We start from the raw sequence: 23,611 nt of genomic DNA, 5'->3' as shown, positions 1-23,611 counted from the left end.
TCGCAACCCTAGGCGGACAGCGCGACCGCCGACGGCTCGACCGGGGCGGGCAGCGTGCCGTCGCCGCCCAGGTACGCGTGGATCGAGGCGGCCGCCGAGCGGCCCTCGGCGATCGCCCAGACGATGAGCGACGCGCCGCGGTGCATGTCGCCGGCGACGAAGACGCCCGGCGCGGCGCTCTGCCAGTCGGGGCCGGTGTCGATGCCGCCGCGGCGGTTGCGGGTGAGGCCGAGGTTGTTGAGCAGCGGGCCGGGTTCGGTGCCCTCGAAGCCGATGGCGAGCAGGACGAGCTCGGCCGGGTAGAGCCGCTCGGTGCCGGGCACCTCGGTCACGATCCGCTGGCCGTCCACTCTGGACACCTGGACCTCGGCGATGCGCACCCCGGTGAGGTCGCCGTCGTCGTTGCCCTCGAAGGCGGTGACGGCGACGGCGAACGCGCGCTCGCCGCCCTCCTCGTGCGCGGGGTAGTTGCGCAGGATCCACGGCCACGTCGGCCACGGGTCGCGGGTCTCGTCGCGCTCGGCCGGCGGCAGCGGGTACTGGTCCAGCTGCAGCACCGACCTGGCGCCCTGGCGGTGCGCGACGCCGAGGCAGTCGGCCGCCGTGTCGCCGCCGCCGATGATGATCACGTTCTTGCCGGCGGCGGAGATGGAGGCGGCGGGGACCCGGCCGGCGACGACGCGGTTGGCCTCGACGAGGTGCTCCATCGCCAGGTGTACGCCGGCGAGCGAACGGCCCGGGGTCTCGGGCGTGTCGCGGCCCTGCAGCGCGCCGCAGGCGAGCAGCAGCGCGTCGTGGCGGGCCCGCAGGTCGTCGACGGAGACGGTGATGCCCACGTTGACGCCGGTCTGGAAGCGCACGCCCTCGGCCCGCAGCTGGTCCAGCCGCAGGTCGATGTGGCCCTTCTCGAGCTTGAAGTCGGGGATGCCGTACCGCAGGAGGCCGCCGAGGGCGTCGTCGCGCTCGTACACCACGACGTCGTGCCCGGCCCGGGCGAGCTGCTGCGCGGCGGCGAGCCCGGCGGGGCCGGAGCCGACGACGCCGACGCTCTTGCCGGACCGCTCGGGTGCCGGGCGGGCGGTGACCCGCCCGGCGGCGACGGCCCGGTTGATGATCTCGACCTCGACCTGCTTGATCGTGACGGGCTGGCCGCCGGCGATCGACAGCACGCACGCGGCCTCGCAGGGCGCGGGGCACAGCCGCCCGGTGAACTCCGGGAAGTTGTTGGTCGCGTGCAGGGCCTCGATCGCGAAGTCCCAGTTGCCGGTGCGGACCAGGTCGTTCCAGTCGGGGATGCGGTTGCCGAGCGGGCAGCCGTCGTGACAGAACGGGATGCCGCAGTCCATGCAGCGGCTGGCCTGCTCGGTGATCAGCTCGTCGGACGCGGACGGGTACACCTCGCGCCAGTCGCGCAGCCGGACCGGGACGGGTCGCCGGGCCGGCAGTCGCCGCTCGTAGCGCAGGAAACCGTTCGGGTCAGGCACGCGCCACCTCCATGACAGCCGCGTCGACGTCGCGGCCGGCTGCCTCGGCGGCCCGCTTGGCCTCCATGACGCGCTTGTAGTCGCGCGGCACGACGGCGGTGAACCGGGAGACGGACGCGTCCCAGTCGTCCAGCAGGCGCGCCGCCACGGCGGAGTCCGTCGCCTCCAGGTGCGCGCTCACCAGCGCCCGCAGTTCGGCGGTGTCGGTGACCGGCTCCAGGTCCACCAGCTCGGCGTTGACCAGGGAGTGGTCGAGGTTCCAGACGTACGCGACGCCGCCGGACATGCCCGCGGCGAAGTTCCGCCCGGTCGGGCCGAGCACGACCACGGTGCCACCGGTCATGTACTCGCAGCCGTGGTCGCCGACGCCCTCGACGACCGCGACGGCCCCGGAGTTGCGCACGGCGAACCGCTCGCCGACCTTGCCGCGCATGAACAGCGCACCGCCGGTGGCGCCGTACAGGGCGGTGTTGCCGCCGATGATCTGCTCCTCGGCCACGAACGGCGCGGCCGGGTCGGGGCGCACGATGAGCCGCCCGCCGGACAGGCCCTTGCCGACGTAGTCGTTCGCGTCGCCGAGCAGCCGGAGGGTGACGCCGCGGGGGACCCACGCGCCGAAGGACTGCCCGGCGGTGCCGCGCAACGTAACGTCCACGGTGTCGTCGGGGAGGCCCGCACCGCCGACCCGACGCACGATCTCGCCGCCGAGCATCGCACCGACGGAGCGGTGCTCGTTGCGGACGGCGATCTCCAGCTTGATCGGCGCACCCTCGTCGAGGGCCGGCGTGACCGCGGCGATGAGCTGGTTGTCCAGCGCCCGCTCCAAGCGGTGGTCCTGCTTGGTGGTCTGGCGCCGCGCGGCGTCGTCGGCGAGGGGAGGAACGTGCAGCAGCGGGGTCAGGTCGAGCCCGCCGGCCTTCCAGTGCTCCACGGCCGGCCGCACGTCGAGCAGCTCCGTGTGGCCGATCATCTCGTCCAGCGTGCGGAAGCCCAGCTCGGCGAGGTACCCGCGGACCTCCTCGGCGAGGAACCAGAAGAAGTTCTCGACGAACTCGGGCTTGCCGGTGAACTTCTTGCGCAGCGCCGGGTTCTGGGTGGCGATGCCGACCGGGCAGGTGTCCAGGTGGCACACGCGCATCATGATGCAGCCGGACACGATGAGCGGCGAGGTCGCGAAGCCGAACTCCTCGGCGCCGAGCAGCGCCGCGATGATGACGTCGCGGCCGGTCTTGAGCTGGCCGTCGACCTGGACGCTGACCCGGTCGCGCAGCCCCGACAGCAGCAGCGTCTGCTGGGTCTCGGCGAGGCCGAGCTCCCACGGCGTGCCGGCGTGCTTGAGCGAGTTGAGCGGCGAGGCGCCGGTGCCGCCGTCGTGGCCGGAGATCAGGATGACGTCGGCCTTGGTCTTCGCCACGCCGGCGGCGACCGTGCCGACGCCGACCTCGGAGACCAGCTTCACGTGGACGCGGGCCGTCGGGTTGACGTTCTTGAGGTCGAAGACCAGCTGGGCGAGGTCCTCGATGGAGTAGATGTCGTGGTGCGGCGGCGGGGAGATCAGCCCGACGCCCGGGGTCGCGTGGCGGGTCTTGGCGATCCAGGGCCACACCTTGTTGCCCGGCAGCTGGCCGCCCTCGCCGGGCTTGGCGCCCTGGGCCATCTTGATCTGCAGGTCGTCGGCGTTGACCAGGTACTCGGCGGTGACGCCGAAGCGTCCGCTGGCGATCTGCTTGATGGCGGAGCGCCGGCGCGGGTCGTGCAGCCGCTCCGGGTCCTCGCCGCCCTCACCGGTGTTGGACTTGCCGCCGATGCGGTTCATCGCGATCGCGAGGGTCTCGTGCGCCTCCATGGAGATGGAGCCGTAGGACATGGCGCCGGTCGCGAACCGCTTGACGATCTCGGTGGCGGGCTCCACCTCCTCCAGCGGCACGGGCGGGCGGACCCCGGTGCGCAGCTCGAACAGCCCGCGCAGCGAGCCGGCCTGCCCGGCGAGCTCGTCGACCTTCGCGGTGTACCGCCGGAAGACGTCGTACTGCCGGGAGCGGGTCGCGTGCTGCAGCAGGAACACGGTCTCGGGGTTGAACAGGTGCAGCTCGCCCTCGCGGCGCCACTGGTACTCGCCGCCGACCTCGAGCCGCCGGTGCGCCGCCTCGGCCTCGTTGGCCGGGTAGGCGCGCGCGTGCCGGGCGGCGATCTCGGCGTGGATCTCGGCCAGGCCGATGCCGCCGATCTTGCTGGGCGTGCCGGTGAAGTACCGCTCGACCAGGCGCGGGTCCAGGCCGACGGCCTCGAAGACCTGGGCGCCGCAGTACGAGCTGACGGTCGAGATGCCCATCTTGGACATGATCTTCAGGACGCCCTTGCCGAGCGCCTTGACGTAGTTGTGGACCGCCTTCTCCGGGTCGAGGCCGGGCAGCGCGCCGGTCGCGATGAGGTCCTCGGCGCTCTCGAAGGCCAGGTACGGGTTGACCGCGGACGCACCGAAGCCGGACAGCAGCGCGACGTGGTGCACCTCGCGGCAGTCGCCGGACTCCACGACCAGCGACACCTGGGTGCGGGTCTGCTCGCGCACCAGGTGCTGGTGCACGGCGGCGGTGAGCAGCAGCGACGGGATCGGCGCCAGGTCGACGGTCGAGTCGCGGTCGGACAGCACGAGCACGCGCACGCCGTCCTCGATCGCCTCGGACACCCCGCGCATGATCTCCACGAGGCGGCGCTTGAGACCGGTGGCGCCGTCGCGGATCGGGTACAGGCCGGAGACCCGGACGGCCTTGAAGCCGGGCAGGTCGCCGTCGTCGTCGATGTGCAGCAGCTTGGCCAGGTCGTCGTTGTCGATGACCGGGTACGGCAGGGCGATCTGCCGGCAGGACGCGGGGCCCGGCTTGAGCAGGTTGCCCTCGGGGCCGATGGTGGCCGCGACGCTGGTGACGATCTCCTCGCGGATGGCGTCCAGCGGCGGGTTCGTCACCTGCGCGAAGAGCTGGGTGAAGTAGTCGTACATGAGCCGCGGCCGGGTGGAGAGCACGGCGACCGGCGTGTCGGTGCCCATGGAGCCCAGCGGCTCGGCACCGCTGCGCGCCATCGGCCCGATGAGGATCTTCAGCTCCTCCTCGGTGTAGCCGAAGGTCTGCTGGCGGCGCTGCACGGAGTCGTGCGTGTAGACGACGTGCTCGCGCTCGGGCAGCTGGTCGAGGTCCATGAGGCCGGCGTGCAGCCACTCCTCGTAGGGCTCGGCCTGCGCCAGCTCGGACTTGATCTCGTCGTCGGTCTTGATCCGGCCGGCGGCGGTGTCGACGAGCAGCATCTTGCCGGGGGCCGAGCGGCCCTTCGCCACGATCGTCGCCGGGTCGAGGTCGAGCACGCCGGCCTCGCTGGCCAGCACGATCAGCCCGTCGGCGGTCTGCCACCAGCGGCCGGGGCGCAGCCCGTTGCGGTCCAGGACCGCGCCGACGACGGTGCCGTCGGTGAAGGCGACGCTCGCCGGGCCGTCCCACGGCTCCATCAGGCAGGCGTGGAAGCGGTAGAACGCCTTGCGCAGCGGGTCCATGCGCGGGTCGTTCTCCCACGCCTCGGGGATCATCATGAGCACCGCGTGCGGCAGGCTCCGCCCGGCCAGGTGCAGCAGCTCGAGGACCTCGTCGAAGTTGGCCGAGTCGGAGGCCTCCGGCGTGCAGATCGGGAACAGCCGGCGGATGTTGCCCGGCAGGTTCTCCGTGGCCAGCAGCGCCTCGCGGGCCGCCATCCAGTTGCGGTTGCCCCGGATGGTGTTGATCTCGCCGTTGTGCGCGATCAGCCGGTACGGGTGCGACAGCTCCCACGACGGGAAGGTGTTGGTCGAGAAGCGCGAGTGGACCAGGGCGATCGCCGAGGTGACGCGCTCGTCGGACAGGTCGGGGAAGAACGACACGACCTGGTCCGGGGTGAGCATGCCCTTGTACGTGATGGTGCGCGAGGACAGCGACGGCAGGTACAGCTGGATGCCGCGCTCGCGGGTCTCCCGCTCGGCCTGCTTGCGCACGCAGTAGACGACCCGGTCCAGGTCAAGGCCGGACAGCACGCTGCCGGGCGAGCCGAGCTTCTCCGCGGCGATGAAGACCTGGCGGATGCGCGGCATCGCGGCGAGCGCGGTCGCGCCGAGGTCCGTCGCGTCGGTCGGCACGTCCCGCCAGCCGAGCACGTGCGCGCCCTCGACCAGGGCGTACTTCTCCAGCACGCGCATCGCGCGCTGGGCCGCCTCGTCGTCGGTCGGCAGGAACGCCAGACCCGTCGCGTAGGAGCCGGCCTCCGGCAGGTCCTGCACGCCGGACACCTCGCGCAGGAACGCGTCCGGGATCTGGATCATGATGCCGGCACCGTCGCCGGTGTTGGGCTCGGCGCCGCGGGCGCCCCGGTGATCCATGCGCTGCAGCGCGGACAGCCCCTTGGCGACGACGTCATGGGACCGCCGGCCGTGGATGTCCGCCACGAACGCGACCCCGCAGGCGTCATGCTCAAAAGCAGGGTCGTACAGGCCCTGCGGCTGCGGTCCCGGGTAACCCATCGGGCCTCCTGACGTCATCGATTGCGAGTCGGGACAACGTCGGCCCTGGAAACAGCTTACGGAGCAGTCTTGCCAGTGTACGCGAAGATTGCGGCGGAATCCTCATGTGTGATCCGCTGTCCGCCACGCATGTTGCCGACCAACGTACCGTCTGCACCTCGGTGCGACCTACAACGTGAGATCGTGACAAATCCCACGAGCCCGCAGGTGGGACCGCCTGCGCGATCTTGGTCGCGGACACCGGGCACCCCGGCGACCGCCCGTTACCGAATCGGGACGCAACCTCCGGCAGTCTGGAACACGTCCAAGGAGCGGATGGCTCACGCCACCCGTTACTTCCTACGATGATGCACGGCAAGATCGCCCGCCACCAGTTCGGCGACAAGATCGCTCAGGCGTTGAACCGAGTGGCACAAACCTGGGATACACCGGTGTCATCACCGGTGCATGCTCTAGCCCAACGAAGGAGGTGTGGACATGGGAGTCTCCGCACGCGCACTGGCCACGATCACCGCTCTTGCCGGTCTGATCGCTCTCTCTGCCTGCAGTGGCGACGAAAAGCCCAAATGGAGCAACAGCGGCAGTGCCGGCGGCCCCTCGGCTTCCGCGTCCGCCGCGCAGCCAACCGCGACCCTGACCGCGCCGGCCGACGGTGCGACCGGCGTCTCGACCGCCACCGAACTCGCCCTGCAGGCCGCTCCCGGCGCGAACGCGTCGGTCACCCTGACGGACGCGTCCGGCGCCACGGTCGAAGGCGCCCTCCGCTCGGACGGCACCACCTGGATCCCGGGGAAGCAGCTCAAATACGGCACGCAGTACACCGCCACGGTGACCTCGGCCGGCGACAGCGCCGGCAAGAAGATCACCTTCACCACCATGGCCAAGCCCGGCAAGACGGTCAACGTCTCGACGGCCCTGTCGGACAACAAGGTCTACGGCGTGGCCATCCCGATCGTCGTGCGCTTCGGCTCCAGCGTCCCCTCGGAGCTGCGGGCGAGCGTCGAGAAGCGGCTGCTGGTCACCAGCACGCCGCCGCAGGTCGGCACCTGGTACTGGTTCAACGGCGGCGAGGTGCACTTCCGCCCGAAGGAGTACTGGCAGACCGGCACGAAGGTCAGCGTCCGGCTGGCGACGGGTGGCCTGCAGCTGACGAAGACCGGCTGGGGCACCAAGGACGTCACGACGAACTTCACCATCGGTGACAAGATCATCATGACGACCGACGACAAGACCCACCAGATGACGGTGGAGAAGAACGGCGAGGTCATCAAGACCATCCCGGTCAGCCTGGGCAAGGCCAAGACGCCGAGCTCCAGCGGCCAGATGGTCATCATGGACAAGCAGCAGTCCGAGCTGTTCGTGTCGACCGACCCGTCCGACCCGTACCGCGAGACGGTGTACCTGACCCAGCGCATGACCAGCGGCGGCGAGTACATCCACGCGGCCCCCTGGTCCGAGGGCGACCAGGGCAAGCGCAACGTCTCGCACGGCTGCACCAACGTCTCGCAGAAGAACGCGAAGTTCCTCTTCGACCTGACGAAGATCGGCGACGTGCACATCGTCAAGAACACGCCGCGCAAGCTGGCCTGGGGCAACGGCTGGACCGACTGGGACAAGCCGTGGGACGAGTACGTCAAGGGCAGCGCCCTCCCGCCGCCGGCCGCGCCGGCCGCGGACCCGAGCGCGCAGCCGAGCGCCACGGTCACCGTCTCGCCGTCGGCCTGACGACACCAGCAGTCCGAAGGGGCCGCTGCCGGTTCCACCGCAACGGTGGGCTGACAGCGGCCCCTTCGCTGGTCCAGGATTGCTGCCGTGCTCGCCTGGATCGACCCGACGTTCCACGCCACCGAGGTCGTCCTCACGGCGCTGGTCGTGCTCGTGCTCACCGCCAGCGTCGTGCGCGCGTCGCCGGGCCGGATGCGGGAGCGGATCCGCACCCGCGGCCTCGCCGCGGCGTTCCGGCGGTCCGCGGCGACGAACACCCTCGCCGCGCTCATCGCCCTGGAGGCCGTCCTCGTCGGCCCCGACCTCGACCTCGCCGACCTGGGGCTGCGTCCCGTCACCGTCGGCGACGTCCTGATCGCGCTGGGCCTGCCGGCCGCGGCCGCCGCGACCGCGGCACTGCTCACCATCCGCGCCGGCGCGATCGACCCCGCGGAGGACCCGCTGGCCTTCCTGCGCCCCGCCACCCCGGCCGAGCGGCGCTGGGCGGCCGTCGGGGCCCTCGCCGCCGGAGCCGGCGAGGAGATCGTGTTCCGGGGTCTGTTCATCGCCGCCGGCACGGCCACCGGCCTGCCCCCCTGGGCGGCGGCGGCGCTCTCCGCCGTGCTGTTCGGTCTCGGCCACCGCTACCAGGGCGTCCGCGGCATGATCGTGACGACCGGGGCCGCGGTCGTGTTCACCACCCTGTACGCGCTGACCGGCAACCTCATCGTGCCGATCGCCCTGCACGCGACCGTCGACCTGGTGTCGCTGCTGCTCGTCCCGGCGCTGCTCGCCCGCCAGGCGAAGCGCCCCGCCGCGACGGACGGCGTGGCGGCGGACGCCGCCGGGGCAGACAGCGCGGCGGTGGAGGCCGCATCATGACGGCGTGCTCGACTGGATCGACCCGCGCTTCGACGTCGGCGGCGCCGCGCTGACCCTGCTCATCCTGGTGACGAGCGTCGCCGCCGCGCTGCGCGCGTCGACGGCGAAGGCCCGCGCCGCCCGTGACCGGCTGGTCGCGACCCCGGGCGGCAGGCTGCGGCTGTACCGGGGCGCCATCCGCGTCTCGGCGATGCTGGCGGTGGCCGCGGTCGCCGTCGTCTGGACCGACGGCGTCGACCTCGCCGACCTGGGCCTGCGCGCACCCGTCGCCGGCGACGCCGTCGCGGCCGGGCTCGCGATCGCCGCGACCGTCCCGTCGAGCCTGGTCGGGGCCGCCCGGTTCGCCCGCGCCCGCCGCGACGGCACCCCCGCGCTCGGCGTGCGCGGCTCCACCGCGACCCTGGCCCGGGTCCGGTTCCTGCACGCGCAGACACCCGCCGAGCGGCGGCTGGCCGTCGTGGTCTCGGTCTGCGTCGCGGCCAGCGAGGAGCTCGTGTACCGCGGCCTGTTCATCGCCGCCGGCGTCGGCCTGCTCGGTCTGGACGCCTGGGCGGCGGCGCTGCTGTCGCTCGCCGTGTTCGGCGTGCAGCACCTGTACCAGGGCTGGCGCGGCGTCCTCGGGGTCACGTTCATCGGGCTGCTCTTCACCCTCGCCTACGCCTGGACCGGGGCGGTGCTCGCGCCGATCGTGGTGCACGCGGTCTTCGACGTGAACGCCCTCGTCCTCGTGCCCTGGGTGCTCCAGTGGGTCGGCCGCCGGCCGGCCAGGACCGCCGCCCCCGCACCCGCGCCGGCACCCACCGCCGTGGCCGCCGCACCGGCGACCGCCGCGACCGCCGCCGGACCCGCTGACGGGCCGATCACGCTGCGCCGGGCGGTTCCGGAGTAGCCACCGGGGTCGGCACCGCGAAGGCGCCGGCGCGGCGTATTGACGGAAATCGGATCTCGCGCGGGGATCGACGCACCGCTACCGTCTCGCCCATGGCTCTCGTCCGTCGCACGAACGTGCTCGGCCCCCACTCCAACCGTGTCGTCGCGGCCGCCTCGGTGACGCCGGCCGCGCCCGCCGACGCCCCCGCGATCGGCAGGGCCCACGTGCCCGCCCAGTCGGCCCCGTTCCAGCCCGGGGCCTCGACCCGCTCGGCGAGCGCCGAGGCCACCGCCGACGCCGCGGCCGACCCCGGCGCCGCGCCGGCCGGCGAGGAGGTCGGCGTCGCGATCGCCGCGGCCGGCCCGGCGGAGCCGACGCCCGGTGGCGAGGCCGCCGCCGTCCCGCCGCAGCCCGCGTCGGTGCTGTCGCTGGTGTCGGCGTTCCTGCTGGTCGCCGCCGGCGGCGTCGGGTCGTGGGCGCTGTGGCACTACAAGATCAACGCACAGGCGATCCACCTGCCGGACGCGACGACGTTCTTCGCGGTGCTGTTCGCGTTCGCGACCGCGATCGAGCGGATCCTGGAGCCGTTCGCCCGGTTCCTGCCCGGCAAGCACGCCCGTGGCGAGCTGGAGGCGGCGGTGGCGAACCTCGCCAACAAGTACCACGACGCCACCCTCGACGACCTGATCCAGGTCGCGCACGCCAAGTCCATGCTGGAGAAGGGGCGGGCCAGCCGCGGCCTCGTCTCGTGGGGCATCGCGACCGCCGTGGCGACCGTCGCGTCGTCGGCCGGCGGCCTCTACCTGCTGCACTCCATCGCCGGGGAGAGCTGGGACGGCATCCCCGTCTGGATCGACGCCATCGTCACCGGCATCGTGGTCGGCAGCGGTACGAAACCACTGCACGACGTGATCAGCAAGGTCCAGAAGAACAAGGAGAAGTCCGAGGACACCCCCTGAGCTCTGTCGGACGGGTCGCGTCAGATGACGAGCAGACCGTCGGTCTGCGCGCTGTGCGTCATCGCCGACAGGGCCGCCGGCGCCTCCAGGAACGGCAGGTAGGGCAGGTCGTACGGGTGCATCCGCAGCACCTGCGTGGCATGGTGCCCGGGGACGACCCCGGTGGGGTAGGCCCGGGCGCAGCGCCGGTCGACGAGCCCGTGCCGGGTCGCGAACCCAGCGACCGCCTGCCATTCCTCCAGGTGCGCGATCGTCGGCAGCGGCATCCCGGGCGGCTCGGCGAACACGTCGACGGACGCGAACGGCTCGCTGCCGGCCAGCCACCACGACAGCGACCGCACCGCCGAGCGCAGCGGATGCTCGCACCAGTACGGCACCAGACCGGCCCGCAGCACGTGCCACGGGTCGAGGAGCCGGCCGCACTCCACGACGAGCCGGCCGGCGGTGCGGTCGCCGGCGCGCAGCCATTGCCGGTACAGGTCGGCGACGGCGCCGCTGAGTACGTCCGGGTGCCGGTAGAGCACCTGGCGGACCGGGTGGCCGTGGGCCGAGCCGTACCGGCGCAGGTCCTCGACGAGTCCCCGGTCGACGGCCCGCTCGCCGTCGCTGTCCTCGCGGGGCGCCCGCCCGCGCAGCGACCGGTCGTCGCGGTAGTCGCCCGGGCCGAGGCCGCTGGCGCGGCTGCCGAGCTGGAAGGAGTAGCCGTCCTCCCCGGGGGACGTCTGCCAGCGGCTGACGTCGCGCACCACCACGATCGGCGCCTCCGGGTGCAGCCGTTCGGCGACGAACCGCCGGTACGCGGCCGGCAGCCGGCGCCACCGGACCACGGCGTACGCGGTCGCCGCGCCGGACCAGCCGCGCCAGACCGGGTCGTACACCTGCCGGACGCCGACGTCGGGATTGTCGGCGAGGATGCCGCGGGCGAGCCGCTCGCCGTCGGCCGCGGGGCGTTCACCGGCGGCGACCTCGGGGGTCGGCACCTCGAACGCGACCGGCAGCCACGGCACACCGAGGGCCATCGCGAGGTGGACGGCGGCGCCGTGCGGCGAGCCGACGACCAGGCCGCCGTAACCGCCCTCGGGCAGCTGCCCGACGAACCAGGCCGCGACGTCCTCGGCGTCCAGCTCCCGCCGGGCGTGACGGCCCGCGCCGCTGCGGTCGGCGCCGACCCGGCCGGTCCGATCCATCGTCCACTGTGGAGCGGCGACGACCGGGCGGGCGATGCCGCCACGATAGGCCAGGGCGCGTCCCGAGGCGATCGCGAGCGTGGTCCCCAACCCGTTGGGCCACAACGACTCGACGTCCTGCGTGGCCTCGACCCGCCGCCTCATACCGCTCCTCGACTCCCGGGCTCCAACCACCGGTCACCCGACAGGGCTCTTCCCAGGCGCACCGCCCGTAAACCCCCGCCGCCCCAACCCGGTGCCGCGAACCCCCTCGTGGCGCCGTGAGCTGCGAACCCGTAGACTCGCTACACATGAAGGCGGACGCGCTGCGCGGGCATCTCGACGCACTCCTGCTCGCGGTGCTGGACGGCGAACCCCGCCACGGCTACGCGATCATCGAGGCGCTGCAGGAGCGTAGCGGGGGTTCGCTGACCCTGCCCACCGGCACCGTCTACCCGGCGCTGCGCCGCCTGGAGCGCGCCGGTTACGTGGAGAGCGCCTGGTCGACGGTCGGCGGGCGGGAGCGCCGCACGTACCGGCTGACCAGCGCCGGCCGGAAGGTCCTGGCGGAGGAGCGCTCGGCGTGGCAGGAGTTCACCACCACGATCGGCGCGGTGCTGCTGCCCCCGCCCGCGACCGCCTGAGTTCTCCCCGCCGCTGAGCACGCACCGCGGCGGGGACCGGTCACACGGCGGCGGGCTGGAGTCTGGGGGCGCGGGCGGCGGCGACGCAGCGCACGGCGAGGCAGCCCGCGTAGCCGAACGCGGCCGTGTTGACGACCATCCCGATGAGGACCGGGGGCCAGGTCGCCGCGGCCGGCCACTGGTGCAGGCTCAGCGCGAACACCGTGGCGCCGAGCAGGGCGTGCATGCCGAGGAAGACGACGGTCGCCTGGCCGACGACGCGCGCGTACCGCAGGCCGTCGCGCAGGAATCGGCTGCCCCACCCGAACCCGACGACGGCGAGCCCGGCGGCCCCGGCGGCGAGGAACGACGTGTACTGGAAATGGTCGACGAGCACCCAGTAGACGTGGCTGGCCCGGTCGTCGGTGCTCCACGAGGTGTCCCACCACATGAGCGGCTCGAGCAGCGTCATGACCGGCAGGACGAGGGCGATCCAGGTCGCCACGCGGCGGCCCTGCAGCATCGCGAGCTCCGCCTGGTAGGCGGGGACGACCTGCCGGTGCGTGCCGAAGTCGGCGACGGCGCGGCGCTGCGCCTCGACCGGGTCGTGACCCGCGTCGGCGTAGGCCTCGGCCGCGTCCAGGAGGCTGTCACGCGCCTCCGTGAGCATGTCGTGCCGGTGCCGGCGCGGCCCCCGCAGCGCGGCGGCGAGCTCGTCGACGTAGCCGTCGATCGGGCCGGAACCGTGTGAGACCCCCTCCACCCGTCAAGGTTCCCACACGCTGGTCCGGTGCCGTCAACCTGTCGTCGCGGTCACGTTCGCCCGGCCGTCCTCGACGTGGACGACCCGGTCGAAGCGGCTCAGCTGCGCCGTGCGGTGCGTGACGACGACGACGGTCCGCGCCCCGGCGGCCCGCAGCGCGGTGTCGAGCACGGCGTCGGCGGCGGCCGGGTCGAGGCCTTCGGTCGGCTCGTCCAGCAGCAGCACCGGCGGCGCCGCGAGCAACGCGCGCGCCAGCAGCAGCCGCTGCCGCTGGCCGCCGGACAGTTTCGCGCCGTCCTCACCGACGACGTCGTCGAGGCGGTCGGCGTACTCGGGCAGCCCGGCGTCGGTGAGCGCCCGCCGCAGCCGCGCCTCGCCGGCGAGCGCGCCGCCGCGGCCGAGCAGCAGGTTGTCGCGGACGGTCGTGTGGAACACGTGCGCGTCGGCGAACACGCCCCCGGCGACCCGCCACGCCTCGACCCCGCCGGGCATCCCGTCGACGGTGCCGGCGGCCAGCGGCACCCGCCCGGCGAGCGCGGCGAGCAGCGTCGACTTGCCCGATCCGCTGGGCCCGACGACCGCGACCCGGCTGCCGGCGGGCAGCGCGAGGTCCACCCCGGCGAGCGCGGGCGGCAGGTCGTCGCCGTACCTGACGGTGACGCCGCGCAGCACCAGCTCCACCGGCTCGTCGAGCGGCTCGACGGCCGCCTCGGCACCGGCGCCGGCCATGTCGGGCCCGCCGGCGGCGTCCTGGACACGGGCGGTGGCGGGGCCGGCGGTGGCGGGGCCGGCGGTGGCGATCAGGGCGCGGACCCGGCGCAGGCCGCCGCGCAGCTCGGCGTGCCGGACGGCGGCGGCCGCGAGGGGCACGACGACCTCGCCGACGCTGAGGGCGACGAGCGCCAGCACCGGCGCGGCGCGGCCACCGGCGAGGACCGCGATCCACACCGCGACGACCGCCGGCACCAGGGCGGCCGCGCCCCCGGTGACCGCGGCGACCGTCGCGGCCCGGGCCTCGAGGGCGGCCAGCCGCCGTGCGCGGACGGCGGTGCCGGCGAGGGCGGCGGGCAGGGCACCGTACGCGGCCAGGTCCGCCACCCCGTGCACCACGTCGACGGTCGCGGTCGTCAGCTCGCCCCGGGCCGCCGCCGCGGACCGCGGCGTGCGCCGGTGCCCGGCCCACGGCAGCAGGACCCCGGCGAGGAGCAGGCCGGCGAGGAGGACGAGCCCGGCGGCCGGGTCGGCGAGCGCGACGCCGGCGACCCCGGCGAGCCCGACGACGGCGGCGACCCCGGCCGGCAGCGCACCGCGCAGGACCGCGTCCTGCACCCCGTCGACATCGGACACGACCCGGCTGAGGACGTCACCGGAGGACACCGCGGGCGTCCCGGCCGCCGGCCGGGCGAGCGCCCCGAACGCCCTGGCCCGCAGGTCGGCGAGCACCCGCAGGACGGCGTCGTGGCCGGCCAGGCGTTCGGCGTACCGGAGCCCGCCCTTGACGAGCGCGAACCCGCGCACCGCGGCGATCGCCACGGCGAGGGCGGCGAGAGGTGGCTGATCGGCGGCCCGGACGATCATCCAGGTGGCGGTGCCGACCAGGCCGATCCCGGCGACCTCGGTGAGCACGCCGAGGAGCCCGGCGAAGACCAGGCGCAGCAGCGCGCCCGGGCCGAAGAGCCGCACCTGCCCGACGGTCGCGGCGGTCACGGCGTCACCTCCGCTGCGCTCCGGCGCCGCCCTGACCTCGAAACTGCGCCCACGATGACCAGCTCCTCGCTCCGCTGCGGGCCGGTCATGCCGTCACCGCCCCGGCGAGTGGCGCCGCGACGCCGTCGCGGACCTCGACGACCCGGGTCGCGACCGACAGCAGCGCGGGCCGGTGGGCGACGAGCAGGGCGGTGCGGTCCGCGGCGAGCCGGGCGGCGGCCGAGATCACCGCCGCCTCGCTGGCCGGGTCGAGCCGCGCGGTCGGCTCGTCGAGCAGCAGCAGGTCCGCCCCCGGCGAGCCGGTGGCCGACAGGTCCGCGCCCGGCGCGCCGGTGGCCGACAGGTCGGCACCCAGCGAGCCCGTGGCCGACAGGTCCGCGCCCGGCGCGCCGGTGGCGCCGGCGCGCAGCCAGGCCCGGGCCATGGCGAGCCGCTGCCGCTGGCCGCTGGACAGGCCGTGGTGGGTGAGGTCGGTGTCGTACCCGCGGGGCAGCGCGCGGACGAACGCGTCGGCGTCGGCGGCGACCGCGGCCCGCACGACGCGTTCGAGGGGCGTGTCCGGCGCGCCGAGGCGGATGTTGTCGGCGACGGTGCCGGCGAACAGGTGCGGCCGCTGCGGCATCCACGCGAGCCGGGCCCGCCACGCGGCGAGGTCGAGGCCGGCGAGGTCGGCGCCGCCGACCAGGACCCGTCCGGCGCTCGGCGTGACGAACCCGAGGACCAGGGCGAGGATCGTGGACTTGCCGCCGCCGCTGGGGCCGACGAGCGCGACCCGGTCGCCGGGCGCGACGTCGAGGCTGAGGTCACGCAACGCCACCACGTCGCCGTAGCGCACCTCGACCCGGTCGAACGCGAGCCCGGCGAAGCCCGGGTCGGGCAGGCGCGGCGCGGTCAGTACCGGAGCGACAACAGCGGCGTCGAGGACGCGGAAGATCTCCGCGGACGCCGCGAGCCCTTCCTGGCTGGCGTGGAACTTGGTGCCCAGCGCCCGCAGCGGCAGGTACGCCTCCGGGGCGAGCAGCAGCACGACCAGGGCCGCGGCCAGAGTCAGCCGCCCGTCGAGCAGCCGCAGGCCGACCGGCACGGCGACGAGTGCCACGGACACCGTCGCCACCAGCTCCAGCACGAGCGCGGACAGGAACGCCAGGCGCAGCGTGCGCATCGTGGCGGCCCGGTACGCCTCCGCCATCGCCCGTACGCGGCCGACCTGGGTCCGTTCGGTGCCGAACGTGCGCAGCGTCGGCAGGCCGGCGACGGTGTCGAGGAAGTGCCCGCCGAGGCGCTGCAGCAGGTGCCACTGGCGTTTCGTGCGGGCGCCGGTCTGCCGCCCGACGAGCACGCCGAACACGGGGATCAGCGGCAGCGTGACACCGACGACGAGCGCGGACCTGACGTCGGTGACCGCCAGCCAGCCGAGCGTGCCGAGCGGGACGGTGACGGCGAGGAACACCTGCGGCAGGTACGAGGCGAGGTACCCGTCGAGCCCGTCGACGCCCCGCCCGGCGAGCGTGGCCAGCTCGCCGGCGCGCTGCCCGGCCAGCCAGCCGGGGCCGCGGGCGGTGGCGGCGTCGAGCAGCTCGGCCCGCAGGTGCGCCTTGATCCGGGCGGTGGCGCGGCCGGCGAGGGCCGTGGCGGCGGCGCCGTGCACGCCGCGCAGCACCACGAACGCGAGGCAGGCGAGCGCGGCGCCGGCGGACACCGTGCCGGTGACGGCGCCGGACAGCAGCGTGGCGAGGCTGACGGCCTGGCCGACGACGAGGATCGCGGCCAGGACGGCCGAGCCGGCCAGCACCGTCGCGTAGTGCCTGACCGGCCCGAGCCGCAGCAGTCTTCTGTCCAACGTCCGCGTGCCCTACCAGTAGAGAGGGGTGGGCCGACTCTCCCGCCGCCCGAACAGCCACCAGCAGGCGATCTGCACGGCGGCCAGCACCGGCAGCAGCGGCGCGGCGCCGATGGCGAGCAACCGGAGGGTGTCCCCACCGGCGGCCGCGCTGTCGACGGTCACCGTCGCGCCCGGGTCCATCGTGGACGCTAGCACGCCGGGGTACCTGGCCAGGGCGACCGTGATCACCGGTAGGGCGCACGCCACAAGCGTGGCGGTGACGGCCCGCCCGCCGGTGAGGTACCGGGCGGCGAGCAGCGCGCCGGCGGTCACCGCGGCGAGGGCGGCCGCCAGGAGCGGGTTGCGCACGCCGGGCGGCTCCTGCCAGGACCAGACCACCGCCGACAGGACGACGAGCCCGGCGCCGGCGGGGGCCGCCACGTCCAGCACGCGGCGGTTCGCCGGGTCGCCGCGCCAGGCGAGGTACGCGGCGCCGTTCGCCACCACGAGCACCACGTTGACCAGGGCGGTGAGCCACACGGCGGGGCTGGACAGGGGCGCGAAGCCGTGCACGTGGCCGTCGGCGGTCATCGGTACACCGTGCAGCACGACACCGAGCAGCAGCCCCCAGCCGACGGCGAGCGCGGCGGCGCCGGCGGTGATCAGCGCGTCGAACCCGCCGGGCCGCGCCGTCCGGCCGCGCAGCTGCACGCCGGCGTTCAACGCGATGAGGCCGAGCACGACCGCGACGACCACCGGGTACGCCGCGCCGAACAGCTCCCCCTCCAGCCGCGGGAACGCGGCGACGAGCACCCCGACGGCGCCGACGATCCAGACCTCGTTGCCGAGGAACCGGGGGCCGACGGCGTTGAGCGCGGCCCGCTTCGCGGCGTCGCCCCGGTGCCGCGGCAGCAGGAGCGCGACGCCCTGGTCGAGCCCGCCGAGCGCGAAGTACGCCATGAAGAGCAGTCCCAGGACCGCGTACCAAACGGTGCTCATACAGAAACCTCCTCGCGGGCGGGCTCGGGCTCGGGCAGGAACTCGTCGCCCGGGCCGCGTCTGGCCTTGCGGGCCAACAGCCACCAGTCGACGGCGACGAGGCCCACGACCAGCGCGGTGAACCCGACCGTGGAGGCCAGCAGCGCGCCGTCGCTCATCGGTGACACCGCGTCGGCGGTCTTGAGCAGCCCGTAGACGGCCCACGGCTGGCGGCCCTCCTCGCGGACGATCCAACCGGCGATCGCGGTGAGGAACGGCACCGGGATGAGGGCGGTGAGCAGCCACAGCATCGGCCGGGCCCAGCGCCGGGTGCTGAGCACGTCGCGGATGGCGAGCAGCCGCGCGGCGAGCAGGATCAGGAACAGCAGGTTCGCCACCATGATCATGATGCCGAGCGAGGTGCCGACGATGCCGTCGGGGATGTAGTCGCCGGGGCCGTATCTGGCGACCATCTCGGCCTGCCGGGCGACGGCCTCGTCGCCGCCGGCGAGCTTGGTCGGCTGGTTCCGCGTGAGCGGGCCGAACTGGGCGTAGCCGAAGCCGATGGTGAGGAACACGCCGGCCAGCGCGTTGTGCAGGCCGGTGCGCAGCGACCGGCGGAACAGCTCGGTGTGCTCGCCGCCGGGGCGGCGGCGCAGGTGCCAGGCGCTGACGCCGGCGACGAACATCCCGCCGGTGAGCATGGCGGCGAATACCACGTGGGCGAGGGCGAACCACAGGGCGCTGTTGCCCAGCAGCGCGGTGAAGTCGGTGAGCCGCGCCCGGCCGTCGCTGTCGAGCACGTAGCCGACGGGGTGCTGCAGGAACGCGTTGGAGACCATCACCCAGAACGCGCTCAGCAGCGCGGTCGCGGCGACGCCCCAGATGAGGGCCAGGTGCAGCCGCCGGTTGAGCCGCTCCCAGCCGAAGAGCCACATGCCCAGCAGCGTCGACTCGAGCACGAACGCGACGAGCGTCTCCAGGGCGAGCGGCGCGCCGAACACGTCGCCGGTGAGCCGGGACAGGCCGCTCCAGTTGAGCCCGATCTCGAACTCCATGACGAGGCCCGTGGCGATGCCGACGGCGTAGTTGATCGCGTACAGCGAGCCCCAGAAGCGGGCCATCCGGCCGTACACGGGATCGCCGGTGCGCACGTAGCGCGTCTGGGTCGCGGCGACGTGGAAGACCAGGCCGAGCGTGAGGGCCACGAACAGGAAGTGCAGCGACGCGGTGACGGCGAACTGCCAGCGCGCGGAGTCGAGCGCGGTCATAGGTTGCCCCCCGACATGTACCCAAGCAACATGTCGGCAGCCTACATGTAGGTACGCGAAAAAGCAGCGCCCGCGCTCGGTGGAGCGCGGGCGCTGCTGTGAAGTCGCTCAGGCTGCGGTGTTGCGCTTCCCGGCCACCTGGGCCAGGCCGACCAGGGCATGGGCCCGGGCGTACTCCGCCGGGGTGAACGGCGGCGCCGGGCGGCGCACGTACAGCGTGCCGCCGGCCGGGTCCTGCAGCTGCATGCCGGTCGCGGTGTAACCCTCCGCACCCCTGGACGTGTCCGCCCGCCAGGAGATGTCGCAGCCGCCGAGCAGCGACGCGAGCGCCTCCTCCAGGGTCGCGGTGCCGTCCAGCACCTTCGCCGCGAGGGCGAGCACCCGGGTCGGCTCGTCGATGAGCCCCCGCACGTCGGCCTGGGCGATCCACACGTCGCGCCCGCGGCCCCGCTGGACCGCCTCGGTGAGGTCCGCGACGCTCAGCTCGTCGGGCGCCTCGACGAGGAAGTCGTCGACCGCGCCGGACTCGGTGGTGTGCACCTGGACGGAGAGGATGTTGACCTTGCGCAGCGCGAGGCTGGCGGTCAGGACGGAGAGGAAGCCGGGGCGGTCGTCGACGGTCGCCCGGATACGCCAGAGGGTCATTCGGGGGGCTCCTTGCTTGTGACGCAGCCTGGGCAGCCGAGGGGGACGCGCCGCGGGTCCACGGGACCCGCGCCGGTCAGGCCGCCCAGGAGGCAGTTGTGCCGGCGGGAGCGGGGGTTCCGGTCACGGAACCGCCCGCTTCACCCAGCTCCGCCAAGCCGGGCCCCGCCAGCCGTTCCCCCAGCACAGATGCGGTTGCACCGACCAACTGCGCCAGCCGTTCCACCTCGGAGCCGTGGAAGGGTGGTGCTCCAGCGTCGCCGCCCGCCCCGCCGCGGGCGACAACAAGGACCAGACCTCCGCGCTGAAAAGGCGCGACAGCGAGATGGACGCCGTCAGCTGCGCTGATCGCACGAGGTCGGAGTGGTGCGATGTCCACCTGTGGGGGGACATCCGGAGTGCGCCAGCTGGCGCAGATCACCGAGGAGTCGGTCCATGCCTGGGCGCGCGCGCCGCCGCCCGCCCAGTCCGATCCGACCAGGATCGCGACCGCCCAGTCCGCGCCGAACAGTGCCGGTGCCGCGTCGACGACCGTTGCCAGGCCGTTCTGCGGGTTTGCCGCCACCTGTCCGATGAGCGCGACCTCGCGGCCACTGCTCGGCTCCGACAGCTCCGTGCCGCGCCACACACCGTCCACGCGAACGCCTGGGATCGCCGCGAGACCCGTGAGAACACGGTCGACAGGGGCCGAAGCCGGCCAAACCACGGTGAGGTCGTCCACCGCACGGCCACCGACGCGTTCCAGCACTACGACCGAAACGATGTCGGCACCGACCACACCCAGCGTCCGGGCGACCTGCCCGAGTGAGCCGGGACGGTCGGGGAGCGCCACTCGCAGCCTCAGCAGCATGTAGATCGACCTCCCGTTCGTCCTTGGCTGACCTGTACGCCGCCGTTGGTGTACGTCTTGCTCTCCGGTACTGCGAACAGCTTGCCGACCCCGGATTTCCGCGCCGTTTCGCCGCGGTGTCGATGCCGGAACGTCTCCGGCGCCCGCGACGGGTCGGCGCGGAGTCCGTGAAAACGGACAATGGCGGTGAAAAACCTCGCTCGATGCTTGACAGAGAACGCGTCTCACCCATGGACTGGCCGTATGAGCACCCCGCCCGGTCTCGACCTCGCCCGCCTCGCCGCATACCTGCGGGACAAGGCCCCCGGCCTCGTCGCCGAGCCCCTCCACGCCGAGCTCATCGCCGGCGGCCGGTCCAACCTGACGTACGTGCTCAACGAGGTCTTCGTGCTGCGCCGGCCGCCGCTCGGGCACGTCCTGGCCACCGCCCACGACATGGCCCGCGAGCACCGGATCATCTCCGCGCTCGGCCCGACCACCGTGCCGGTGCCGGAGGCGCTGCTGCTGTGCGAGGACGACAGCGTCATCGGCGCGCCGTTCTACCTGATGTCCCGGGTGCCGGGTGTGGTGCTGCGCAGCCGCCGGCAGACCGACCCGCTCGGCGACCAGGCCCGCCGCGACGTGGCGTTCGCGATGATGGACACCCTCGCCGGCCTGCACCGCGTCGACCCCGCCGCGATCGGGCTCGCCGACTTCGGCCGGCCCGAGGGGTTCCTGGAGCGGCAGGTCCGGCGCTGGTCGAAGCAGCTGGCCCAGTCGACGAGCCGGGACCTGCCGGACGCGGAGACCCTGCGCGACCGGCTCGCCGCCGGCATCCCCGCCTCCGCCACCACCGCGATCGTGCACGGCGACTACCGCCTCGACAACCTCATCGTCGACCCCGGGACCATGCGGGTCGCGGCGGTGCTCGACTGGGAGATGGCCACCCTCGGCGACCCGCTCACCGATCTGGGTCTGCTGCTGGCGTACTGGACGGTGCTCGACCGGCTCAAGATCGGCGTCAACCCGATCGCCGACGGGCTGGGCGCCGACGCCGGCTTCCCGACCGGCGACGCGCTGCTGGAGCGCTACGCCGAGGGCAGCCCGCTGCCGCTGGACGATCTGCACTGGTACGTCGCGATGGCCTGCTACAAGCTCGCCGTCATCCTGGAGGGCATCCACTTCCGCTACACCAACGGCCAGACGGTCGGCGCCGGCTTCGACCAGATCGGCGCGCTGGTCCCACCCCTGCTCGCGCAGGGTCTCGCAGCGATCAACGGAGAGAGCTGATGGACTTCCGCTTCGACACGCGCACCGCCGAGCTGCACGAGAAGCTCACCGACTTCATGCAGGAGGAGGTGTACCCGGCCGAGCCGCGCTTCGAGGAGGAGCTGGCGCGGCTCGACGACCCGTGGGCCCGCCCACCGGTGATCGAGGAGCTGAAGGCGGCGGCCCGCGACCGCGGCCTGTGGAACCTGTTCCTGCCCGACGACCGGTTCGGCGCCGGCCTCACCAACCTGCAGTACGCACCCCTCGCCGAGATCACCGGACGCAGCCCGCACCTGGCGCCGGAGGCGCTCAACTGCGCCGCGCCCGACACCGGCAACATGGAGGTCCTCGCCGGCTTCGGCTCGCCGGAGCAGCAGGACCGGTGGCTCAAGCCGCTGCTGGAGGGCCAGATCCGGTCCGCGTTCTGCATGACGGAGCCCGACGTCGCCTCGTCCGACGCGACCAACATCGCCACCCGCATCGAGCGCGACGGCGACGCGTACGTCATCAACGGCCGCAAATGGTGGTCCTCCGGCGCGATGAACCCCAACTGCGTGATCTTCATCGTCATGGGCAAGACCGACCCGGGCGCCGAACGGCACCGCCAGCAGAGCATGATCCTGGTCCCGCGGGACACCCCCGGCGTCACCGTCAAGCGTGGCATGCACGTGTTCGGCTACACCGACGCGGCCCACGGCGGCCACGCCGAGGTGGTGTTCGAGGACGTCCGCGTCCCGGCCGACCACCTCATCGCCGACGAGGGCTCCGGGTTCGCGATCGCGCAGGCCCGCCTCGGCCCCGGCCGCATCCACCACTGCATGCGGCTCATCGGCATGGCGGAGCGGGCGCTGCAGCTCATGTGCGAGCGGGTCAGCGAGCGGGTCGCGTTCGGCCGCCCCCTCGCCGAGCAGGGCGTCGTGCGCGACTGGATCGCCGAGAGCCGGGTGCGCATCGAGCAGGCCCGCCTGCTGGTCCTGAAGACCGCCTGGCTCATGGACACCGTCGGCAACAAGGGCGCCCACACCGAGATCCAGGCCATCAAGATCGCGGTGCCGCAGATGGCCGAGTGGGTGATCGACAAGGCGATCCAGGCGCACGGCGCGGCCGGCGTCAGCCAGGACACTCCCCTGGCCGCTCTGTGGTCGCAGGCCCGGACGCTGCGGCTCGCCGACGGCCCCGACGAGGTGCACCGCGCGTCGCTCGCCAAGCGGGAGCTGCGCAAGTACAGCTGAGCCGCGGCTTCTGAGCTTCGCCGAGCGGGCTGGCCCTGTCACCGCAGAGCCGGCCCGCCCGCCGTCATTCCGCGACGCGGTACGGCGCCGGCGCCTCGTACGTGGGCGACGGCACGTCTTCCTCGTCCTCGAACCGCTCCTGCGCCGCCTGGATGGCCTTCGGCGCCGAGGCCGCCACCGCCCAGCCGACCGCGATCCCACCGAGGACGGCGACCGCGAGCCAGCCCCACGGCTGGCGCTGCTTGCGACCCGACAGCGCGTCGAACGCCAGGTTCGCCCGGTGCCACGCCTCGTCCGCCACGGACCCGACCCGGTCCGACGCCGAGCTGTACCGGCTCGACGCCTCGTCGGCGATGTCGTACGCCCGGTCCTTCACGGACCCGCCCACCGACCGCGCCGACTCGACCGCGGACACCAGGTAGTCCCAGGCGTCCTCAGCCACGCTCTCAGCGCGCCGCTTACCCTTCTTCCACTGTGCGGTCATCTCAGCCACCTCTCCTCCATTGACCGGGTGCCCTGTTCCCGTTTTCCGCAAACTGCAGTCACTGGCTTCGGGCTGTTACCAGCTTCGGGCGGCTTTCGCCGCGGCCGGCCGGGAGGTTCCCACCCCGGAGCCCCCGTGCTCACTGCGCTCGCACTGCCTGCGCTGGCGCGCGGCAGACTCACGCGCGTGCGCGCGGCATCCCGGTGGTCGCCGTCCGTCCGTCCCGCACCCAGCCGCCGCACCCCGATGCCGAACTTTCATCGACCCGGTGGATCACTGTCGCCACGGAGCCTGTTGCGTTTTCGGTATGTGTGGATAGTTCCGCTTTCGCGGTACTCGATCGATCATTGGGTATGGCGAAGCAGTTCCGTCCGGTGGATCGTGA

At 73.6% G+C, this 23,611-nt stretch carries 18 protein-coding genes; 7 read left to right on the top strand and 11 right to left on the bottom strand.

Annotated elements, in window-relative coordinates:
• Positions 1–8: 8 nt before the first annotated feature.
• Both OP18_RS15850 and gltB read right to left on the bottom strand, forming a co-directional pair.
• A complete protein-coding gene (locus OP18_RS15850; protein WP_033359680.1) occupies positions 9–1,484 on the bottom strand; it encodes a glutamate synthase subunit beta in 1,476 nt (491 codons plus the stop codon).
• Positions 1,477–6,021, bottom strand: coding sequence for a glutamate synthase large subunit (gene gltB, locus OP18_RS15845; protein ID WP_052386802.1), 4,545 nt, complete (start codon positions 6,019–6,021; stop codon positions 1,477–1,479). The genes OP18_RS15850 and gltB overlap by 8 nt, the downstream gene beginning before the upstream one ends.
• Positions 6,022–6,498: 477 nt before the next feature.
• On the opposite strand from gltB, the gene OP18_RS15840 reads away from it, so the two are divergent.
• From OP18_RS15840 to OP18_RS15825, 4 genes are all read left to right on the top strand, one after another.
• Positions 6,499–7,746 (top strand): Ig-like domain-containing protein, encoded by a 1,248-nt coding sequence (locus tag OP18_RS15840; RefSeq protein ID WP_033359778.1) that lies wholly within the window; start codon positions 6,499–6,501, stop codon positions 7,744–7,746.
• A gap of 87 nt (positions 7,747–7,833) precedes the next feature.
• The gene (locus tag OP18_RS15835) at positions 7,834–8,607 is read left to right on the top strand and encodes a CPBP family intramembrane glutamic endopeptidase (RefSeq protein WP_052386800.1); all 774 of its coding nucleotides are present in this window, start codon (positions 7,834–7,836) and stop codon (positions 8,605–8,607) included.
• A 4-nt stretch (positions 8,608–8,611) separates the two neighbouring features.
• A complete protein-coding gene (locus tag OP18_RS52565; protein ID WP_052386799.1) occupies positions 8,612–9,496 on the top strand; it encodes a CPBP family intramembrane glutamic endopeptidase in 885 nt (294 codons plus the stop codon).
• 92 nt (positions 9,497–9,588) lie between these two features.
• Entirely contained in the window at positions 9,589–10,437 is an 849-nt protein-coding gene (locus OP18_RS15825; protein WP_033359678.1) for a hypothetical protein, read from the top strand.
• A 20-nt stretch (positions 10,438–10,457) separates the two neighbouring features.
• Here the strand turns inward: OP18_RS15825 and OP18_RS15820 are convergent, their stop codons facing one another.
• Positions 10,458–11,768 (bottom strand): hypothetical protein, encoded by a 1,311-nt coding sequence (locus OP18_RS15820; protein ID WP_052386798.1) that lies wholly within the window; start codon positions 11,766–11,768, stop codon positions 10,458–10,460.
• Positions 11,769–11,914: 146 nt separating this feature from the next.
• Here OP18_RS15820 and OP18_RS15815 point away from each other — a divergent pair, with 146 nt between their 5' ends.
• Positions 11,915–12,247 (top strand): PadR family transcriptional regulator, encoded by a 333-nt coding sequence (locus tag OP18_RS15815; protein WP_033359677.1) that lies wholly within the window; start codon positions 11,915–11,917, stop codon positions 12,245–12,247.
• Between the two features lie 40 nt (positions 12,248–12,287).
• Here OP18_RS15815 and OP18_RS59660 read toward each other — a convergent pair whose 3' ends face one another.
• The 7 genes from OP18_RS59660 to OP18_RS15780 all read right to left on the bottom strand — a co-directional run bounded on the left by OP18_RS59660 (position 12,288) and on the right by OP18_RS15780 (position 20,262).
• Positions 12,288–12,989, bottom strand: coding sequence for a permease prefix domain 1-containing protein (locus tag OP18_RS59660; protein ID WP_081970794.1), 702 nt, complete (start codon positions 12,987–12,989; stop codon positions 12,288–12,290).
• 33 nt (positions 12,990–13,022) lie between these two features.
• Positions 13,023–14,696 carry a thiol reductant ABC exporter subunit CydC gene (cydC, locus tag OP18_RS15805; protein ID WP_052386797.1) on the bottom strand — a complete coding sequence of 558 codons (1,674 nt, stop codon included), beginning with the start codon at positions 14,694–14,696 and terminating at the stop codon, positions 13,023–13,025.
• Between the two features lie 85 nt (positions 14,697–14,781).
• On the bottom strand, positions 14,782–16,536 hold the full coding sequence (gene cydD / locus OP18_RS15800; protein WP_052386796.1) for a thiol reductant ABC exporter subunit CydD: 1,755 nt from the start codon (positions 16,534–16,536) through the stop codon (positions 14,782–14,784).
• Positions 16,537–16,548: 12 nt separating this feature from the next.
• The gene (locus OP18_RS15795; protein ID WP_033359676.1) at positions 16,549–17,517 is read right to left on the bottom strand and encodes a cytochrome d ubiquinol oxidase subunit II; all 969 of its coding nucleotides are present in this window, start codon (positions 17,515–17,517) and stop codon (positions 16,549–16,551) included.
• Positions 17,514–18,767 carry a cytochrome ubiquinol oxidase subunit I gene (locus OP18_RS15790; protein WP_033359675.1) on the bottom strand — a complete coding sequence of 418 codons (1,254 nt, stop codon included), beginning with the start codon at positions 18,765–18,767 and terminating at the stop codon, positions 17,514–17,516. The genes OP18_RS15795 and OP18_RS15790 overlap by 4 nt, the downstream gene beginning before the upstream one ends.
• A 108-nt stretch (positions 18,768–18,875) precedes the next feature.
• Positions 18,876–19,412 carry an ACT domain-containing protein gene (locus tag OP18_RS15785; protein ID WP_052386795.1) on the bottom strand — a complete coding sequence of 179 codons (537 nt, stop codon included), beginning with the start codon at positions 19,410–19,412 and terminating at the stop codon, positions 18,876–18,878.
• A gap of 76 nt (positions 19,413–19,488) precedes the next feature.
• A complete protein-coding gene (locus OP18_RS15780) occupies positions 19,489–20,262 on the bottom strand; it encodes an ACT domain-containing protein (protein ID WP_063745526.1) in 774 nt (257 codons plus the stop codon).
• A 243-nt stretch (positions 20,263–20,505) separates the two neighbouring features.
• Here OP18_RS15780 and OP18_RS15775 point away from each other — a divergent pair, with 243 nt between their 5' ends.
• Both OP18_RS15775 and OP18_RS15770 read left to right on the top strand, forming a co-directional pair.
• Positions 20,506–21,531, top strand: a complete 1,026-nt coding sequence (locus tag OP18_RS15775; RefSeq protein ID WP_052386794.1) for a phosphotransferase family protein — start codon at positions 20,506–20,508, stop codon at positions 21,529–21,531.
• Complete coding sequence (locus tag OP18_RS15770; protein WP_033359673.1) at positions 21,531–22,742, top strand: acyl-CoA dehydrogenase family protein; 1,212 nt, start codon at positions 21,531–21,533, stop codon at positions 22,740–22,742. The genes OP18_RS15775 and OP18_RS15770 overlap by 1 nt, the downstream gene beginning before the upstream one ends.
• A gap of 64 nt (positions 22,743–22,806) precedes the next feature.
• Here OP18_RS15770 and OP18_RS15765 read toward each other — a convergent pair whose 3' ends face one another.
• Positions 22,807–23,226, bottom strand: a complete 420-nt coding sequence (locus tag OP18_RS15765) for a hypothetical protein (protein WP_033359672.1) — start codon at positions 23,224–23,226, stop codon at positions 22,807–22,809.
• Positions 23,227–23,611: the final 385 nt, after the last annotated feature.

The organism is Dactylosporangium aurantiacum (genome assembly GCF_000716715.1).
In the GTDB taxonomy this organism is placed as follows: Bacteria; Actinomycetota; Actinomycetes; order Mycobacteriales; family Micromonosporaceae; genus Dactylosporangium; species Dactylosporangium aurantiacum.
This window is presented reverse-complemented; position numbering and strand designations above follow the sequence as displayed.

What these genes read in the sequence shown, in the direction of transcription:
- OP18_RS15795 (WP_033359676.1), bottom strand. Translation starts at nt 17,517, where the DNA reads ATGAGCACCGTTTGGTACGCGGTCCTGGGACTGCTCTTCATGGCGTAC.
- OP18_RS15775 (WP_052386794.1), top strand. Translation starts at nt 20,506, where the DNA reads ATGAGCACCCCGCCCGGTCTCGACCTCGCCCGCCTCGCCGCATACCTG.
- OP18_RS15785 (WP_052386795.1), bottom strand. Translation starts at nt 19,412, where the DNA reads ATGACCCTCTGGCGTATCCGGGCGACCGTCGACGACCGCCCCGGCTTC.
- OP18_RS15840 (WP_033359778.1), top strand. Translation starts at nt 6,499, where the DNA reads ATGGGAGTCTCCGCACGCGCACTGGCCACGATCACCGCTCTTGCCGGT.
- OP18_RS15825 (WP_033359678.1), top strand. Translation starts at nt 9,589, where the DNA reads ATGGCTCTCGTCCGTCGCACGAACGTGCTCGGCCCCCACTCCAACCGT.
- OP18_RS15770 (WP_033359673.1), top strand. Translation starts at nt 21,531, where the DNA reads ATGGACTTCCGCTTCGACACGCGCACCGCCGAGCTGCACGAGAAGCTC.
- OP18_RS15790 (WP_033359675.1), bottom strand. Translation starts at nt 18,767, where the DNA reads ATGACCGCGCTCGACTCCGCGCGCTGGCAGTTCGCCGTCACCGCGTCG.
- OP18_RS15765 (WP_033359672.1), bottom strand. Translation starts at nt 23,226, where the DNA reads ATGACCGCACAGTGGAAGAAGGGTAAGCGGCGCGCTGAGAGCGTGGCT.
- OP18_RS15780 (WP_063745526.1), bottom strand. Translation starts at nt 20,262, where the DNA reads ATGCTGCTGAGGCTGCGAGTGGCGCTCCCCGACCGTCCCGGCTCACTC.
- gltB (WP_052386802.1), bottom strand. Translation starts at nt 6,021, where the DNA reads ATGGGTTACCCGGGACCGCAGCCGCAGGGCCTGTACGACCCTGCTTTT.
- OP18_RS15815 (WP_033359677.1), top strand. Translation starts at nt 11,915, where the DNA reads ATGAAGGCGGACGCGCTGCGCGGGCATCTCGACGCACTCCTGCTCGCG.
- OP18_RS15820 (WP_052386798.1), bottom strand. Translation starts at nt 11,768, where the DNA reads ATGAGGCGGCGGGTCGAGGCCACGCAGGACGTCGAGTCGTTGTGGCCC.